This is a genomic window from Mycobacterium sp. E2497 (assembly GCF_001668695.1).
In the GTDB taxonomy this organism is placed as follows: domain Bacteria; phylum Actinomycetota; class Actinomycetes; order Mycobacteriales; family Mycobacteriaceae; genus Mycobacterium.
On record NZ_LZKD01000066.1, the window covers coordinates 50,784 to 65,855 of the forward strand.

The following is a 15,072-nucleotide window of genomic DNA, read 5'->3' on the forward strand; positions in this document are numbered from 1 at the left end:
CGGCGCCGCCCGTCACGTTGAGCCGTAGGAGACCTGAGTCGAATGACACGCACACGCCGGGGCTCCGCTGTGAGGCCGGTCGCGAGGCTGGTCCGGCCGGTCGTGCCATCGGTGGTGAGCGTGGCCCTGCTGCTTTGCACGCCGGGGCTCGCGCACGGTGATCCCGCCGCGGACAGCCTGGCCGGCTTGATCGCCAACGTCGCCAAGGCCAACCAACGGCTGGAAAACCTGAGCGCCGAAATCCAGACCGAACAGGAAAGCGTCAACAAGGCGCTGGTCGACGTCGAGACCTCCCGGGACAACGCCGCGGCGGCCCAGCACGACCTGGAGACAAGCCAGCAGGCGGTCAAAGACGCCAACGCCGCGATCGCCGCGGCGCAGCAGCGGTTCGACACGTTCGCGGCGGCCACCTACATGAACGGCCCCTCGAACGCTTACCTGACCGCCAGCAGCCCCGACGACATCATCGCCACCCAGGCCGCCGCCAAGACCCTGTCCGCGAGTTCCCAGACGGTGATGGCCAAGCTGCAGCGGGCGCGCACCGAACAGGTGAACAAGGAATCGGCGGCGCGGCTGGCCAAGCAGAAGGCCGACAAGGCCGCCGCCGACGCCAAGGGCAGCCAGGACGCCGCGGTGGCGGCGCTGACCGACTCCAAGCGCAAGTTCGACGAACAACGCGAACAGATCACTCGCCTGGCCGCCGAACGCGACGAGGCGCAGACCAAACTCGAAGCGGCCAAACGGCAATGGTCGACGGGTCCCGGCGGACCCGCCGCCCCCGCATCGGGCGACCGGTGGGAGACCGGCTCGCCGGGCGCGCCGGCACCGCAGGGCGGGGCCCGCCGCTGGGACGGCGCCTGGGACCCCACGCTGCCGATGATCCCCAGCGCCAACGTGCCGGGCGACCCGATCGCGGTGATCAACCAGGTGCTGGGCATCTCCGCCACCTCGACGCAGGTCACCGCCGGCCTGGGCCGCAACTTCCTGCAGCAGCTCGGCATCCTCAAGCCCGACGACACCGGCATCACCAACGCGGCCCCCGGCGGGACTTCCGGCCGGATCCCGCGGGTGTACGGGCGGCAGGCCACCGAATACGTGATCCGCCGCGGCATGTCGCAGATCGGCGTGCCCTACTCCTGGGGCGGCGGCAACGCGGCCGGCCCGAGCAAGGGCATCGACTCCGGGGCCGGCATCACCGGCTTCGACTGTTCGGGCCTGGTCCTGTACTCGTTCGCCGGGGTGGGCATCAAGCTGCCGCATTACTCGGGCTCGCAGTACAACCTCGGCCGCAAGATCCCGTCCTCGCAGATGCGCCGCGGCGACGTGATCTTCTACGGGCCGGGCGGCAGCCAGCACGTGACCATCTACCTCGGCGACGGCCAGATGCTCGAGGCTCCCGACATCGGTCTGAAAGTCCGCGTCGCACCGGTGCGCACCAGCGGCATGACGCCCTACGTGGTCCGCTACATCGAGTGGTGAACGAATGAGAAGTGAACGGAAAGCCATGCACCACAAGCGGATTCGTCTGATCAACTTCGCCTGGATCACCACCGTGGTGACCGGGCTGCTGCTGTCTGTGGCCTACTCCGGGTCCGCCCCGGCCGCGGCCGACCCCGGGGCGTGGGACCCCACCCTGCCCGCGACGATCAGCGCCGGCGCCCCCGGCGACCCGCTCGCGGTCGCCAACGCGTCGCTGCAGGCCACCGCGCAGGCGACCCAAACGACGATGGACCTGGGCAGGCAATTCCTCGGCGGCCTCGGAATCAACATCCTGGGGGATCCCGCTCCCACCGCGGCCGCCCCGACCAACCCCGGCGGCAAGATTCCCCGCGTCTACGGCCGGCAGGCCATCGAATACGTGATCAAGCGGATGGGATCGCAGATGGGCGTTCCCTACTCCTGGGGCGGTGGCTCGCTGGACGGTCCCAGCAAGGGCGTCGGCGACGGCGCCAACATCACCGGTTTCGACTGCTCGGGCCTGATGCGGTACGGCTTCGCCGGCGTCGGCGTGCTGATCCCGCGGTTCTCCGGCGACCAGTACAACGCCGGCCGGCACATCCCGCCGGACCAGGCCAGGCGCGGCGACCTGATCTTCTACGGCCCGAACGGCGGCCAGCACGTCACGATGTATCTGGGCAACGGGCAGATGCTGGAGGCGTCCAGCCTCGCCGGCAAGGTGACCGTCAGCCCGGTTCGCAAGCCCGGCATGACGCCGTTCCTGACTAGGATCATCGAGTACTGATCCAGGCGCGGTCCGCCCCACCGGTTGCCGGGGGCGAACCACCAGCGTCGACGGAATCCGGCGGGCCTGGAATAGTTGGACGCGGGCACGTCGCGGCCCCACGACAGTGGTGTTGCAAGCAGTCGTGTCCGAATGAGCTGTGGAGGGTTATTGATGACAGCAGCAGGTGGGCCGCCCCCGGGCGCCAGCGGTTACCCGGGCCCGGGCGGACAGTCCGGCCCGCCGGCCCATGAGGCGCCGTCGGGTGGTGCCGGTAACGGCCTGGCCGCCGAAGTCCACACCCTCGAGCGGGCCATCTTCGAGGTCAAGCGGATCATCGTCGGGCAGGACCAGCTCGTCGAGCGGATGCTGGTCGGCCTGCTCTCCAAGGGGCACGTGTTGCTCGAGGGTGTCCCCGGCGTGGCCAAGACGCTGGCCGTCGAGACCTTCGCCAAGGTCGTCGGCGGCACGTTCGCCCGCATCCAGTTCACCCCCGACCTGGTTCCCACCGACATCATCGGTACCCGCATCTACCGGCAGGGCAAGGAGGAGTTCGACACCGAACTCGGCCCCGTGGTGGTCAACTTCCTGCTTGCCGACGAGATCAACCGCGCGCCCGCCAAGGTGCAGTCGGCGCTGCTGGAGGTCATGCAGGAACGCCACGTGTCGATCGGCGGCAAGACCTTCCCGCTGCCCAACCCGTTCCTGGTGATGGCCACCCAGAACCCGATCGAGCACGAGGGCGTCTACCCGCTGCCCGAGGCCCAGCGCGACCGCTTCCTGTTCAAGATCAACGTCGGCTACCCGACGCCCGAGGAGGAGCGGGAGATCATCTACCGGATGGGTGTGCGCCCGCCCGAGCCCAAGCAGATCATGGCCACCGGCGACCTGTTGCGCCTGCAGGACATCGCGGCCAACAACTTCGTCCACCATGCGCTGGTCGACTACGTGGTGCGCGTCGTGACCGCCACCCGCCACCCCGAACAGCTCGGCATGAACGACGTCAAGACGTGGATCTCCTTCGGGGCGTCCCCGCGTGCGTCGCTGGGCATCATCGCGGCGTCGCGCTCGCTGGCGCTGGTGCGCGGCCGCGACTACGTGATCCCGCAAGACGTCGTGGACGTCATCCCCGACGTGCTGCGGCACCGCCTGGTGCTCACCTACGACGCCCTCGCCGACGAGATCTCGCCGGAGATCGTCATCAACCGGGTGCTGCAGACGGTGGCCCTGCCGCAGGTCAACGCCGTTCCGCAGCAAGGGCAGTCGGTGCCCCCGGTGATGCAGCCCGCCGGCGCGGCCAGCGGTCGGTGACCGAGCCCCAGCAGCCGGCGGCGATCGCACATCCGCCATCGATGCAGCGCGGGCAGATCGTCGACCCGAAGCTGGCGGCGGCGCTGCGGCAACTCGAGCTGACGGTCAAGCGCAAGCTCGACGGCGTCCTGCACGGCGACCACCTGGGCCTGATCCCGGGGCCGGGTTCGGAGCCGGGGGAGTCGCGCGAGTACCAGCCAGGCGATGACGTCCGGCGCATGGACTGGGCCGTCACCGCGCGCACCACGCACCCGCACGTCCGGCAGATGATCGCCGACCGCGAGCTGGAAACCTGGCTGGTGGTCGACATGTCGGCCAGCCTGGACTTCGGCACCGTGGGGTGCGAGAAGCGGGACCTGGCGGTGGCGGCCTCGGCCGCGATCACGTTCCTCAACAGCGGCGGCGGCAACCGGCTCGGGGCGCTGATCGCCAACGGCGCGACGATGAAGCGCGTCCCGGCGCGCTCGGGGCGCCAGCACGAGCAGACGCTGCTGCGCACCATCGCCACCACCCCCCGGGCGCCGGTGGGGGTGCGCGGGGACCTGGCCACCGCCATCGACGCCTTGCGCCGCCCGGAGCGGCGCCGCGGCATGGCGGTGATCATCAGCGACTTCCTGGGGCCGATCAACTGGATGCGTCCGCTGCGCGCGATCTCGGCTCGTCACGAGGTGCTCGCGATCGAGGTGCTGGACCCCCGCGACGTCGAGCTGCCCGACATCGGCGATGTCGTGCTGCAGGACGCCGAGTCCGGGGTCACCCGCGAATTCACCATTGACGCCCAGCTGCGCGACGACTTCGCCAAGGCCGCCGCGGCGCACCGCGCCGAGGTGGCGCGCACCATCCGCAGCTGCGGGGCCCCGCTCCTGACGCTGCGCACCGACCGCGACTGGATCGCGGACATCGTCCGGTTCGTCGAGTCCCGCAGGCGCGGTGCATTGGCGGGGCGGCAGTGACGTTGCCGCTCCTCGGCCCGATGTCGTTGTCGGGTTTCGAACATGCGTGGTTCTTCCTGTTCCTGCTCGTCGTCGTCGGGCTCGCCGCGCTCTACATCGTGATGCAGTTGGCGCGGCAGCGGCGCATGCTGCGGTTCGCCAACATGGAGCTGCTGGAAAGCGTCGCCCCCGAGCGGCCTCCCCGGTGGCGGCATGTGCCGGCGATCCTGCTGGTGGCGTCGCTGGTGCTGTTCACGATCGCGATGGCCGGGCCGACGCACGACGTGCGGATTCCGCGCAACCGCGCGGTGGTGATGCTGGTGATCGACGTGTCGCAGTCGATGCGAGCCACCGACGTGCAGCCGAACCGGATGGCGGCCGCCCAGGAGGCGGCCAAGCAGTTCGCCGACGAGCTGACGCCGGGCATCAACCTCGGGCTGATCGAGTACGCGGGCACCGCGACCGTGCTGGTGCAGCCGACGACCAACCGGGACGCGACGAAGAACGCCCTGGACAAGCTGCAGTTCGCCGACCGCACAGCGACGGGCGAGGGCATCTTCACCGCGTTGCAGGCCATCGCCACCGTGGGCGCGGTGATCGGGGGTGGCGACACACCGCCGCCGGCGCGCATCGTGTTGTTCTCCGACGGCAAGGAGACGATGCCGACCAATCCGGACAACCCCAAGGGCGCCTTCACCGCCGCGCGCACCGCCAAGGATCAGGGCGTGCCGATCTCGACGATCTCGTTCGGCACGCCGTACGGGTTCGTCGAGATCAACGACCAGCGGCAGCCGGTGCCCGTCGACGACTCGACGATGAAGAAGGTCGCCGAGCTCTCCGGGGGCAGTTGGTACAACGCCGCCAGCCTCGCCGAGCTGAAGGCCGTCTACGCGACGCTGCAGCAGCAGATCGGCTACGAGACGATCAAGGGCGACGCCAGCATGGGCTGGGTGCGGTTGGGTGCGCTGGTGCTGGCGCTTGCGGCCCTGGCGGCGTTGCTCATCAACCGCCGCCTCCCGACCTGAGGTTTCTTCGCTCGCGCGCCTAGACCCCTTTGGCTCGCGCGCCTAGACCCCTTTGGCCTCGGTGGGCCCTCGACCCCTTGGCCTCGGTGGGCCCTCTTGGCCCGCGAGCGTAACGCCACTGCGAAATCTGGCCCGAATTTTCGCAGTGTGGTTACGCTCGCGAAGCGCGTGCCTCGCGCACCCGGCGGATGATGTCGTCGGGGTGGTCCTCAGCGACGACGCGGACCACGATCCACCCGTAACGGCGTTCCAGTTTCTCGAGACGGCGAATGTCTTTCACGTAGTGATAGCGGCTGGACCGGTGTTGGTCGCCGTCGTACTCCGCGGCGACCTTGATGTCATCCCAACCCATGTCCAAATACGCCTCGGCCCAGCCCCATTCGTTCAGAACTGGGATTTGCGTTTGGGGACGGGGCAATCCAGCCTCAATCAAAAGCAGGCGTAACCAGGTTTCCTTCGGTGATTGTGCCCCACCGTCGACGAGTTGCAGGACGTCGCGCGCTGCCTTCATACCTCGACGACCCCGATATCGGTCGACCAAGGGCTGGACGTCGGCCATCTTCAGATCCGTCGCCTGCACCAGGGCGTCGATAGCCGCGACCGCGACACCCGAACGGCAGCGCCTCGCGAGGTCGAGCGCGGTGCGCGCGGGCGATGTGACTCGCATGCCGCTGATCACGGCGATCTCGTCGGTCTCTATGCGTTCTCCCCAGATCTCCACTCCAGCGGCAGGACGGCGGTTGGTGTCGATGATTGCGGCCGGCAACGTGGCATCGATCCACTTCGAGCCGTGCAGCGCGCAGGCCGAGAAGCCGGCGAGCACACCGCGCCGCCGCGAACGCAACCAGCATGCCTTCGCCCGCAACACCGCAGTGAGCGCGGCGTCCTTCGGCACGTATACGTCTTTGTGCAGGGCTATGTACCGACTGCGCAGCTCGTAGGGTGTTAACGCCCCGACAGCCAGGGCCTCACTGCCCAGGAAGGCGTCTGTCACGGCGGAAGTGTGCCGACGACCACCGACATCGCGCGCGAGCGTAACCACACTGCGAAATCCCGACCTAAAACTCGCAGCGTGGCTACGCTCGCGGCGCGAAAGGGGGGACATTACGGTCACGGCAACCCCAGGCGATAGGTTGACGGGGTGACTGACACGGCCACCGAGAGCACCACCGAAAGTACCGCCACCGGCGGCAAACCCGCATTCGTATCCCGCTCAGTCCTGGTGACGGGCGGAAACCGAGGCATCGGACTGGCGATCGCGCAGCGGCTGGCCGCCGACGGCCACAAGGTGGCCGTCACGCACCGCGGATCCGGGGCGCCCGAGGGGCTTTTCGGTGTGGTGTGTGACGTCACGGACAACGAGGCCGTCGACCGCGCGTTCAAAGAGGTCGAGGAGCACCAGGGTCCGGTCGAGGTGCTGGTATCCAACGCCGGCATCTCCAAAGACGCCTTCCTCATCCGGATGACCGAGGAGCGCTTCGAGGAGGTCATCGACGCCAACCTGACCGGGGCGTTCCGGGTGGCCCAGCGGGCGTCGCGCAGCATGCAGCGCAAGCGGTTCGGCCGCATCATCTTCATCGGGTCGGTGTCCGGCATGTGGGGCATCGGCAACCAGGCCAACTACGCGGCCGCCAAGGCCGGCCTGATCGGTATGGCACGCTCGATCTCCCGCGAGCTGTCCAAGGCCGGGGTGACCGCCAACGTGGTCGCCCCCGGCTACATCGACACCGAGATGACCCGCGCGCTGGACGAGCGGATCCAGGCGGGCGCACTGGAATTCATCCCGGCCAAGCGGGTCGGCACCGCCGAGGAGGTCGCCGGGGCGGTCAGCTTCCTGGCGTCCGAGGATGCGAGCTACATCGCCGGCGCGGTCATTCCCGTCGACGGCGGCATGGGCATGGGCCACTGAATTACCCCCGACAAGGACGTCAACCGCGACATCAAGCACATTAAGGACGGACATGGCAGGACTGCTCGACGGCAAACGGATCCTGGTCTCCGGGATCATCACCGACTCGTCGATCGCGTTTCACATCGCCAAGGTGGCCCAGGAGGCGGGCGCCCAGTTGGTGCTCACTGGCTTCGACCGGTTGCGGCTGATCCAGCGCATCGCCGACCGACTGCCGGAGAAGGCCCCGCTGATCGAACTGGACGTGCAGAACGAGGAGCACCTGAGGACCCTGGCCGAGCGGGTCACCGCCGAGATCGGCGAGGGCAACAAGCTGGACGGTGTGGTGCACTCGATCGGCTTCATGCCGCAGACCGGGATGGGCATCAACCCGTTCTTCGACGCCCCGTATGAGGACGTCTCCAAGGGCATCCACATCTCCGCGTATTCGTATGCCTCGCTGGCCAAGGCGCTGCTGCCGATCATGAACCCCGGCGGCTCGATCGTCGGCATGGACTTCGACCCCAGCCGCGCCATGCCCGCCTACAACTGGATGACCGTGGCCAAGAGCGCGCTGGAATCCGTCAACCGGTTCGTCGCCCGCGAGGCCGGCAAGTTCGGGGTGCGCTCCAATCTCGTTGCGGCGGGCCCCATCCGGACGCTGGCGATGTCCGCGATCGTCGGTGGCGCGCTCGGCGAGGAGGCCGGCGCTCAGATGCAACTGCTGGAAGAGGGCTGGGACCAGCGCGCACCGATCGGCTGGAACATGAAGGACCCCACGCCGGTCGCAAAGACCGTGTGCGCCGTGCTCTCTGACTGGCTGCCCGCCACCACCGGCACCATCATCTTCGCCGACGGCGGCGCCAGCACCCAGTTACTGTAAGCCCTAATGGAATTCGACGCCGTCCTGCTGCTGTCCTTCGGCGGCCCGGAGGGGCCCGAGCAGGTGCGGCCGTTCCTGGAGAACGTCACCCGCGGACGCAACGTGCCGCCCGAACGCCTGGACAACGTCGCCCAGCATTACCTGCACTTCGGTGGGGTATCACCGATCAACGGCATCAACCGCGCCCTGATCGCCGAGCTTGAGGCGGTACAGGACCTGCCGGTTTATTTCGGCAACCGCAACTGGGCGCCCTATGTCGAAGACACCGTGAAGGCCATGCGCGACAACGGTGTTCGTCGTGCCGCGGTGTTCACCACGTCGGCGTGGAGCGGCTACTCGAGCTGCACGCAGTACACCGAAGACATCGCCCGGTCGCGTCGCGAGGCCGGGGCGACAGCGCCCGAGCTGGTGAAGCTGCGGCCGTACTTCGACCACCCGCTCTTCGTCGAGATGTTCGCGGGCGCGGTCACGGCCGCGGCCGCGAAGATGCCCGCCGGCGCCCGGCTGGTGTTCACCGCGCACTCGGTCCCGGTGGCCGCCGATCAGCGCCTCGGCCCGCGGCTGTACAGTCGTCAAGTCGCCTACGCCACAAGGCTTGTCGCGGCCGCCGCCGGCTACGCCGATTACGACCTGGCCTGGCAGTCGCGGTCGGGCCCGCCGCAGGTGCCGTGGCTTGAGCCCAGCGTCGAGGATCACCTCTGCGCGCTGGCCGCCTCGGGCACGGAGGCGGCCATCGTCTGTCCGATCGGGTTCGTCGCCGACCACATCGAGGTGGTGTGGGATCTGGACGAGGAGTTGCGCTCCCAGGCCGACGCGGCCGGGCTGGCGTTCGCGCGGGCCGCCACGCCCAACGCCGATCGGCGATTCGCCCGGCTGGCCGCCGATCTGATCGACGAACTGCGCGCCGGCCGCGAGCCGGCCCGGGTTGTCGGGCCGGACCCGGTGCCCGGCTGTCTGGCCAGCGTCGACGGTGCGCCGTGCCGGCCGCCGCACTGCGTGCGGGAAGACGAGTACAACTAGTCAGCCCACGCCGAGTGCAGGATCGCGGTGACGGCGGCCATCCGCGCCGAGCGCACGACGGCGGTCAGCGGGCGCAGCGCGTCGCTGGCGATCCGTGCCTCCGAGGAGGATTGCGTTCCGAACGGCTCGGGGCCGGCGACCAGGGGCGCGGCGAAACGCTCCGGTGAATCGGGTGAGCGACTGAGCCCGGCGCTGACCGCGATGATCGCGTCGACGTGCGCGGCGTTCTCCAGCACCCGCAGCGCGCGGGTGGGCGCGTGGTCGGGAACCCGGTGCTGCCGTGCGGATTCCAGCAGCTGCTCGACGAGGCCCCGGGGATCGTCGATGTCGGCGGCGGCCGATCCCAGCCCGATGGCGCCGAGCGCGTCCGCGGCCGACCGCACCGCCGACCGCAGCGTGTATTCGGCATCGCCCAGCTCGTAGTGATCGAGCACCGGCGCACCCGGCAGCGAGTACACCGTCCAGGACAGCGCGTACGGCTCGGGGAAGTCCTCGGGTTCGTCGCCGTAGGAGAACTCGGGAACCAGGCCTACGGCGGTGGCGGGCTCGGCCGGGCTGGCGACGATGATCGCCTCACCCGCGGCCAGGGCGTCACGCTCGAACTGCGTCCCCGGGGCGAGCCCGCGCACGTCACCGGGCACGGGCAAAAGCACGTTGATCGTTCCGCGCAGGGGGTCCGGGCCGCCCGAAGCGGGCGACGACCGGCCAACCGCGGCGCGCAGCGTCTGCAGCAGCGTCACCGTCCCGGCGTCGTGCACATCGGGCCACGGAAGCCCGGTGTGCCCGGCGGCGACCGCATCATACGCGGTGACCGATTGCTTTGGCGCCCATACCGATAACGCGTCGAGGACGTCGTCGGGCGCGGCCTTGCCTGCGAGCCAGGCGTTGGCCCACAGGGACAGCGAGACACTGGGACACCACACGATTCCGCAGTGTAGTTGTTTTGCCCGGCAAAGGCGGATCACGCGTATTCTGGCCGCATGCACGCCGCGGTGCTTTGGCTAATATTCGCGCTGGTGCTTGCCGGTGCGGAGGCGCTCACGGGTCATATGTTTTTGGTGATGCTCGGCGGCGGTGCGCTGGCGGCGGCAATCACCAGCTGGCTGACGGATTGGCCGGGGTGGGCGGACGGGACGGTGTTTCTGGTCGTGTCCATCCTGCTGCTGGTGCTGGTTCGCCCGGCGCTGCGGCGGCAGCTGACGCCCGCGCACGTGCCGCAGATGGGGATTGAGGCGCTGGAGGGCAAGAACGCGCTGGTGCTGGAGCGGATCTCGCGCGACGAGGGCCAGGTGAAGCTCGACGGCGAGGTGTGGACGGCGCGTCCGCTCAACGAGGGGGATGTCTACGAACCGGGGGAATCGGTGACCGTCTTACAGATCGACGGCGCCACGGCGGTGGTCTTCAAAAGCGGCCCGTAACGGCTGCCGGAGACACCACCAGAGACCTTGGGAGAGAAAGGAACTCGCGTGCAAGGTGCGGTTGCTGGTTTAGTGTTGTTGGCCGTCCTGGTGATCTTCGCCATCGTGGTGGTGGCCAAGTCGGTGGCGCTGATCCCGCAGGCGGAGGCCGCGGTGATCGAGCGGCTGGGCCGATATAGCAGGACGGTCAGTGGTCAGCTGACGTTGTTGGTGCCGTTCATCGACCGGGTGCGCGCGCGGGTGGATCTCCGCGAGCGGGTGGTGTCGTTCCCGCCGCAGCCGGTGATCACCGAGGACAACCTGACCCTCAACATCGACACGGTGGTCTACTTCCAGGTCACCGTCCCACAGGCGGCCGTCTACGAGATCAGCAACTACATCGTCGGTGTGGAGCAGCTCACCACCACCACGCTGCGCAACGTGGTGGGCGGCATGACGCTGGAGCAGACGTTGACCTCGCGCGACCAGATCAACGGTCAACTGCGCGGTGTGCTCGACGAGGCGACCGGTCGCTGGGGCCTGCGGGTCGCCCGGGTCGAGCTGCGCAGCATTGACCCGCCGCCGTCCATTCAGGCCTCGATGGAAAAGCAGATGAAGGCCGACCGCGAGAAGCGGGCGATGATCCTGACCGCCGAAGGGAACCGGCAGGCCGCGATCACCCAGGCCGAGGGTGCCAAGCAGGCGCAGATCCTGGCCGCCGAGGGCGCCAAGCAGGCCGCGATCCTGGCCGCCGAAGCCGACCGGCAATCGCGCATGCTGCGCGCCCAGGGTGAGCGCGCCGCGGCCTACTTACGGGCGCAGGGGCAGGCCAAGGCCATCGAGAAGACGTTCGCGGCGATCAAGGCCGGCCGGCCCACACCGGAGATGCTGGCCTATCAGTACCTACAGACCCTGCCGGAGATGGCGCGCGGTGACGCCAACAAGGTGTGGGTGGTGCCGAGCGACTTCAATGCGGCGCTGCAGGGGTTCACCAGGATGCTGGGGACCCCGGGTCAGGACGGCGTGTTCCGGTTCGAGCCCTCCCCGGTCGACGACACACCCCAACACGCCGCCGAATCGGACGACGCGGACATCGCCGACTGGTTCTCCACCGAGACCGATCCCGCGATCGCCCAGGCGGTGGCCAAGGCCGAAGCGAGCGCCCGCCAGCCGGTGGACGGCACACCGCCCGGGACGCCACCGCAGTTGGCCCAATAGGATTGCCGCATGAGCGTTTTCACTTCCCCGAAGACCTACGTGGCGCTCGGCGCCTTCCACGCCGTGGATGCGGTGCTCTGCGGTGTCCAGGTCGCCCCGATCAAGAAGGTCCTGGACGACGTGGGCCTGCCGGAGAACGTTCGGCCCGTGCTGCCGGTGGTGAAGGGCGCCGCCGCCGTGGGGTTGCTGTCGGTCACCCGTTTCCCGGCCCTGGCGCGGGTGACGACGGCGATGCTGACGATCTATTTCGTCGTGGCGCTCGGCGCACACATCCGGGTCCGCGACAAGGTCGTCAACGCGCTTCCGGCGGCGATGTTCCTGGCGACGTTCGCGGTGATGACGGCTAAGGGGCCCGACCGCAGTTAGTCGAGGCGAAACTCGACCAGCGGCAGCGGGGTGTTGGTCTCGGTGATCGCAACGCCGAGCGTTTCCTCCAGCACCGGCCTCATCTGCTCCCACGCTTTGCGATGGCGGCTGATGTAGGCGGCCAGCGCGCGGTCCGCTTCGTCTTGGGGAAGCACCCGAGCCGTGGCGCTCCTCGGTGGACGACTGCCGACGTAGACGCGCACCCGCGGGTCCGCCTGAATGTTGCGGAACCACTGCGCCTTTCGGCCGAAGCCGGAGGCGACAAGGTAGGCGTCCGGCGACGGATGACCGACGACCTCCAACACCACGTGGCGCGGTGCGCCGGACTTGCGGCCGGTGTGCTCGAGCATCAGCATCCGGGATCCGAACAGCGCGCCCGCGCGGGCCTTGTAGAGCCAGATCGGTGCGCGCATGAGTCGGCGCGACCGCAGCGCCCGGGCGGCGAGGCTGGACAGGAAAGAGGCTGATTGGCCGGCCATCAGGCGTGCGGTAGCGGCGGCGCGGGCATCACGGCCGGCGCGGACGTGGGTGTCGGCGGCGAGGGGTAGATGCATCCGCCCCCCGACTGGGAAGACAGCGGCGGCGGGTATGGCGGCGGCGGAAGCTGGACCCGGACCGTCCAGACAAGACCGGTGATCGCGAAGGTGGCGAGCGCGCCGAGCAGTAGGCCGACCAGGCCGGCGATGGCGGCGACGCCGGCCGGGAAGCGGCGGGTTCCGATGTGGTCCGAGGTCATGCGGCTCCCCACGGTCGTCGGATGTCGGTAATCCGAGACGCTACTGGCGCGACGGCTGCCGCCGCCACGATTTGGGGGATCGTGACGGCGGCAGGACGGTCAGCTGTGTGGAGCCGGGGGTGGCGGGGGCGCCTCGCCGGGTGGCGGCGGCCCCGGCGGGCCGGGCGGCGGCGCGAACCCGAAACCACCCATGGGTCCGCCCATCGGTGGGGGAGGCGGCCCGTGCTGCAGCGCCATCATCGGCGGCGGCCCGGGCGGTAGCGGTGGGCCGGGTGGGCCGACGCTGACGATCCAGGCGAAGGCGATCGCCGCGATGGTGCCGGCCGCGCCGATCAGCGCGCCCGCCAGCCCTGCGCCGACTACCACCGCGGTGGAGTGGCGGCGCGGCTCACCAGGTCGATTCGCCGCGGGCGGGGTGGGCGGAGGGGTGTCGATGTCGTCGTTTGTGGTCATGGCACCGGACGGTAGGAGCCGGAACTGAAGCGGACCTGAAGAAGCTGGCGCCCCATTCGCCACTCCTGCCACCAGCGAAGGTGAGTCAACGCGCATCCCCACATTCTTGTGACCACTGAGACTCCCGTGACAATGGCACGCCCGCTTCAGGTTCACTTCAGCGCCGGCGCCGACAATGGGACCCATGACGAACTGCCCGCGGGCCGCCGCCGGCCACTTCAGCGTCGGCGCGCCCCGGGTTCTGGTGGTCGAAGACTCCGAGACGATCCGCGAGATGGTCGGCGAGGCGCTCACCGACGTCGGCTACCACACCGTCGGCCGTGGTGACGGCGACGGGCTGGAGGAGGCGCTGGACGGGCTGCGCCCGGACCTGGTGGTACTCGACGTCATGCTGCCCGGGCGCGACGGCTTCGACCTCATCGACGTGATCCGCGACTGGGGCGACGTCGGCATCGTCTTGATCACCGCGCGCGACGGCCTGCAGGATCGACTCCGCGGCCTGGACGGCGGGGCGGACGACTACGTGATCAAGCCGTTCGAGCTGGCCGAACTGGTGTCCCGGGTGGGCGCGGTGTTGCGCAGGCGCGGACGGCTGCCGCAAGTCGTCCAGGTCGGCGACCTGACCCTGGACGCCGACGCCGGTGTCGCCGCGCGCGCCGGTAGCCGTCTCGACCTGACCGCGACCGAGCTACGGCTGCTGGCCTTCCTCGTCGAGCAGCGCGGCCGCATCGTCAGCGCAAGCCAGATCTTGAACGCGGTCTGGGGGTACGACGCCTACGATCCCAATCTGGTCCAGGTGCACGTCAGTGGGCTGCGGCGCAAGCTCGAAGCCCACGGGCCGCGGATACTGCACACCGTGCGCGGCATCGGCTACCGGCTGCAGCCCCAGCGATCATGACGGCCGGAGCGACGCGGACCCCGTCCCTGCAGCGACGGGTGATCCTCGTGGTGGTGGCGCTGCTGGCCATGCTGTTGGTGGTGCTCGGTGTCACCGTCGACGTCAGCCTGGGCGTGCTCGCCCGGCGAAACCTGCACGATCGGCTGCTTGCCGCCGCGTCGCGCGCGGAGGCGCTGGAGGCGAGTTGTTCGGCGGCGACCTGTATCCCGGCGATCGGGGTGCGCAGTTCGTGGGCGGCGTCGACCATGAAGCGCCGGGTTGCCGTCTCGGCGCGCCGGGCCGCGTCGGCGGCACGCTGGGCCCGGCGTTCGGAAGCCTCCAAGGTATCCAGCATCCCGTCGAAAGCGCTTGCGGCCCGGCCTAATTCGGTATCGGGACGGTCGGGGCGCAGCCGCCGCCCGCGATCACCGGTCCGGATGTCGTTGGCCAGCGCGGTCAGCCGGTCCAGTGGGCGCAGCGCCACCCGGCTGACCGCCACCAGCAACAGCGCGGCGACCAGCAGGGTCACCACACCCGCGCCGATCATCAGCGCCCGCAGTTGATGCGTCACCTGGGTGGTTTGCGTGGTGTCGGCGACCAGGATGACCCGGGCGCCGTCCGGCAGCGGGCGCACCACGGCCGTCGCGGTGGCGTCCGGCGGGGGTGGGGGCGGCGGCGGAAGCTGGACCCGGACCGTCCAGACAAGACCGGTGATCGCGAAGGTGGCGAGCGCGCCGAGCAGTAG

17 protein-coding genes and 1 pseudogene are annotated in these 15,072 nt (G+C 69.5%); 12 read left to right on the forward strand and 6 right to left on the reverse strand.

Going from position 1 to position 15,072, the window contains the following annotated elements; translation table 11 throughout:
* Window positions 1-42: 42 nt before the first annotated feature.
* The 5 genes from ripA (at window position 43) to A5713_RS05165 (ending at window position 5,489) form a co-directional block, all read left to right on the forward strand.
* Entirely contained in the window at window positions 43-1,479 is a 1,437-nt protein-coding gene (gene ripA, locus A5713_RS05145; protein WP_068093227.1) for an NlpC/P60 family peptidoglycan endopeptidase RipA, read from the forward strand.
* 25 nt (window positions 1,480-1,504) lie between these two features.
* Window positions 1,505-2,242, forward strand: coding sequence for an NlpC/P60 family peptidoglycan endopeptidase RipB (gene ripB, locus A5713_RS05150; RefSeq protein ID WP_068093228.1), 738 nt, complete (start codon window positions 1,505-1,507; stop codon window positions 2,240-2,242).
* 153 nt (window positions 2,243-2,395) lie between these two features.
* Window positions 2,396-3,532, forward strand: a complete 1,137-nt coding sequence (locus A5713_RS05155) for a MoxR family ATPase (protein WP_067928627.1) — start codon at window positions 2,396-2,398, stop codon at window positions 3,530-3,532.
* Between the two features lie 41 nt (window positions 3,533-3,573).
* Window positions 3,574-4,485 carry a DUF58 domain-containing protein gene (locus tag A5713_RS05160; RefSeq protein WP_369804371.1) on the forward strand — a complete coding sequence of 304 codons (912 nt, stop codon included), beginning with the start codon at window positions 3,574-3,576 and terminating at the stop codon, window positions 4,483-4,485.
* Window positions 4,482-5,489, forward strand: coding sequence for a VWA domain-containing protein (locus A5713_RS05165; RefSeq protein ID WP_067928623.1), 1,008 nt, complete (start codon window positions 4,482-4,484; stop codon window positions 5,487-5,489). Before A5713_RS05160 ends, A5713_RS05165 begins: the two co-directional genes overlap by 4 nt.
* A gap of 151 nt (window positions 5,490-5,640) precedes the next feature.
* Here A5713_RS05165 and A5713_RS05170 read toward each other — a convergent pair whose 3' ends face one another.
* Window positions 5,641-6,483 (reverse strand): hypothetical protein, encoded by an 843-nt coding sequence (locus A5713_RS05170; protein ID WP_068093234.1) that lies wholly within the window; start codon window positions 6,481-6,483, stop codon window positions 5,641-5,643.
* Between the two features lie 147 nt (window positions 6,484-6,630).
* Between A5713_RS05170 and fabG1 the strand changes: the two genes are divergently transcribed.
* Genes fabG1 through A5713_RS05185 form a run of 3 tightly spaced genes read left to right on the forward strand, consistent with a single transcriptional unit; the run spans window position 6,631 to window position 9,280 of the window.
* On the forward strand, window positions 6,631-7,398 hold the full coding sequence (fabG1, locus tag A5713_RS05175) for a 3-oxoacyl-ACP reductase FabG1 (protein ID WP_067928617.1): 768 nt from the start codon (window positions 6,631-6,633) through the stop codon (window positions 7,396-7,398).
* A gap of 52 nt (window positions 7,399-7,450) precedes the next feature.
* The gene (inhA, locus tag A5713_RS05180; RefSeq protein WP_068093238.1) at window positions 7,451-8,260 is read left to right on the forward strand and encodes an NADH-dependent enoyl-ACP reductase InhA; all 810 of its coding nucleotides are present in this window, start codon (window positions 7,451-7,453) and stop codon (window positions 8,258-8,260) included.
* A 6-nt stretch (window positions 8,261-8,266) separates the two neighbouring features.
* Window positions 8,267-9,280, forward strand: coding sequence for a ferrochelatase (locus A5713_RS05185; protein ID WP_068093244.1), 1,014 nt, complete (start codon window positions 8,267-8,269; stop codon window positions 9,278-9,280).
* Here A5713_RS05185 and A5713_RS05190 read toward each other — a convergent pair.
* Window positions 9,277-10,203: a hypothetical protein gene (locus A5713_RS05190; RefSeq protein WP_067928608.1), complete on the reverse strand. Its 927-nt coding sequence runs from the start codon at window positions 10,201-10,203 to the stop codon at window positions 9,277-9,279. The genes A5713_RS05185 and A5713_RS05190 overlap by 4 nt on opposite strands.
* Window positions 10,204-10,260: 57 nt before the next feature.
* Here A5713_RS05190 and A5713_RS05195 point away from each other — a divergent pair, with 57 nt between their 5' ends.
* Genes A5713_RS05195 through A5713_RS05205 form a run of 3 tightly spaced genes read left to right on the forward strand, consistent with a single transcriptional unit; the run spans window position 10,261 to window position 12,261 of the window.
* Window positions 10,261-10,698: an NfeD family protein gene (locus tag A5713_RS05195; protein WP_067928606.1), complete on the forward strand. Its 438-nt coding sequence runs from the start codon at window positions 10,261-10,263 to the stop codon at window positions 10,696-10,698.
* Between the two features lie 48 nt (window positions 10,699-10,746).
* Window positions 10,747-11,895: an SPFH domain-containing protein gene (locus A5713_RS05200; RefSeq protein ID WP_068054939.1), complete on the forward strand. Its 1,149-nt coding sequence runs from the start codon at window positions 10,747-10,749 to the stop codon at window positions 11,893-11,895.
* 9 nt (window positions 11,896-11,904) lie between these two features.
* Window positions 11,905-12,261, forward strand: coding sequence for a DoxX family protein (locus A5713_RS05205; protein WP_068093246.1), 357 nt, complete (start codon window positions 11,905-11,907; stop codon window positions 12,259-12,261).
* Here A5713_RS05205 and A5713_RS05210 read toward each other — a convergent pair.
* The 3 genes from A5713_RS05210 to A5713_RS05220 form a co-directional block, all read right to left on the reverse strand.
* Entirely contained in the window at window positions 12,258-12,674 is a 417-nt protein-coding gene (locus tag A5713_RS05210) for a nitroreductase family deazaflavin-dependent oxidoreductase (RefSeq protein ID WP_102419853.1), read from the reverse strand. The two genes, A5713_RS05205 and A5713_RS05210, sit on opposite strands and share 4 nt — an antisense overlap.
* Window positions 12,675-12,739: 65 nt before the next feature.
* Window positions 12,740-12,997, reverse strand: coding sequence for a hypothetical protein (locus A5713_RS05215; protein ID WP_068093251.1), 258 nt, complete (start codon window positions 12,995-12,997; stop codon window positions 12,740-12,742).
* A 99-nt stretch (window positions 12,998-13,096) separates the two neighbouring features.
* On the reverse strand, window positions 13,097-13,450 hold the full coding sequence (locus A5713_RS05220) for a hypothetical protein (RefSeq protein WP_068093255.1): 354 nt from the start codon (window positions 13,448-13,450) through the stop codon (window positions 13,097-13,099).
* Between the two features lie 175 nt (window positions 13,451-13,625).
* On the opposite strand from A5713_RS05220, the gene A5713_RS05225 reads away from it, so the two are divergent.
* A complete protein-coding gene (locus tag A5713_RS05225; RefSeq protein WP_068093257.1) occupies window positions 13,626-14,348 on the forward strand; it encodes a response regulator transcription factor in 723 nt (240 codons plus the stop codon).
* Between the two features lie 166 nt (window positions 14,349-14,514).
* On the opposite strand, the pseudogene A5713_RS29030 reads toward A5713_RS05225, so the two are convergent.
* A pseudogene (locus tag A5713_RS29030) lies at window positions 14,515-15,072 on the reverse strand (HAMP domain-containing protein); the annotation flags it as partial.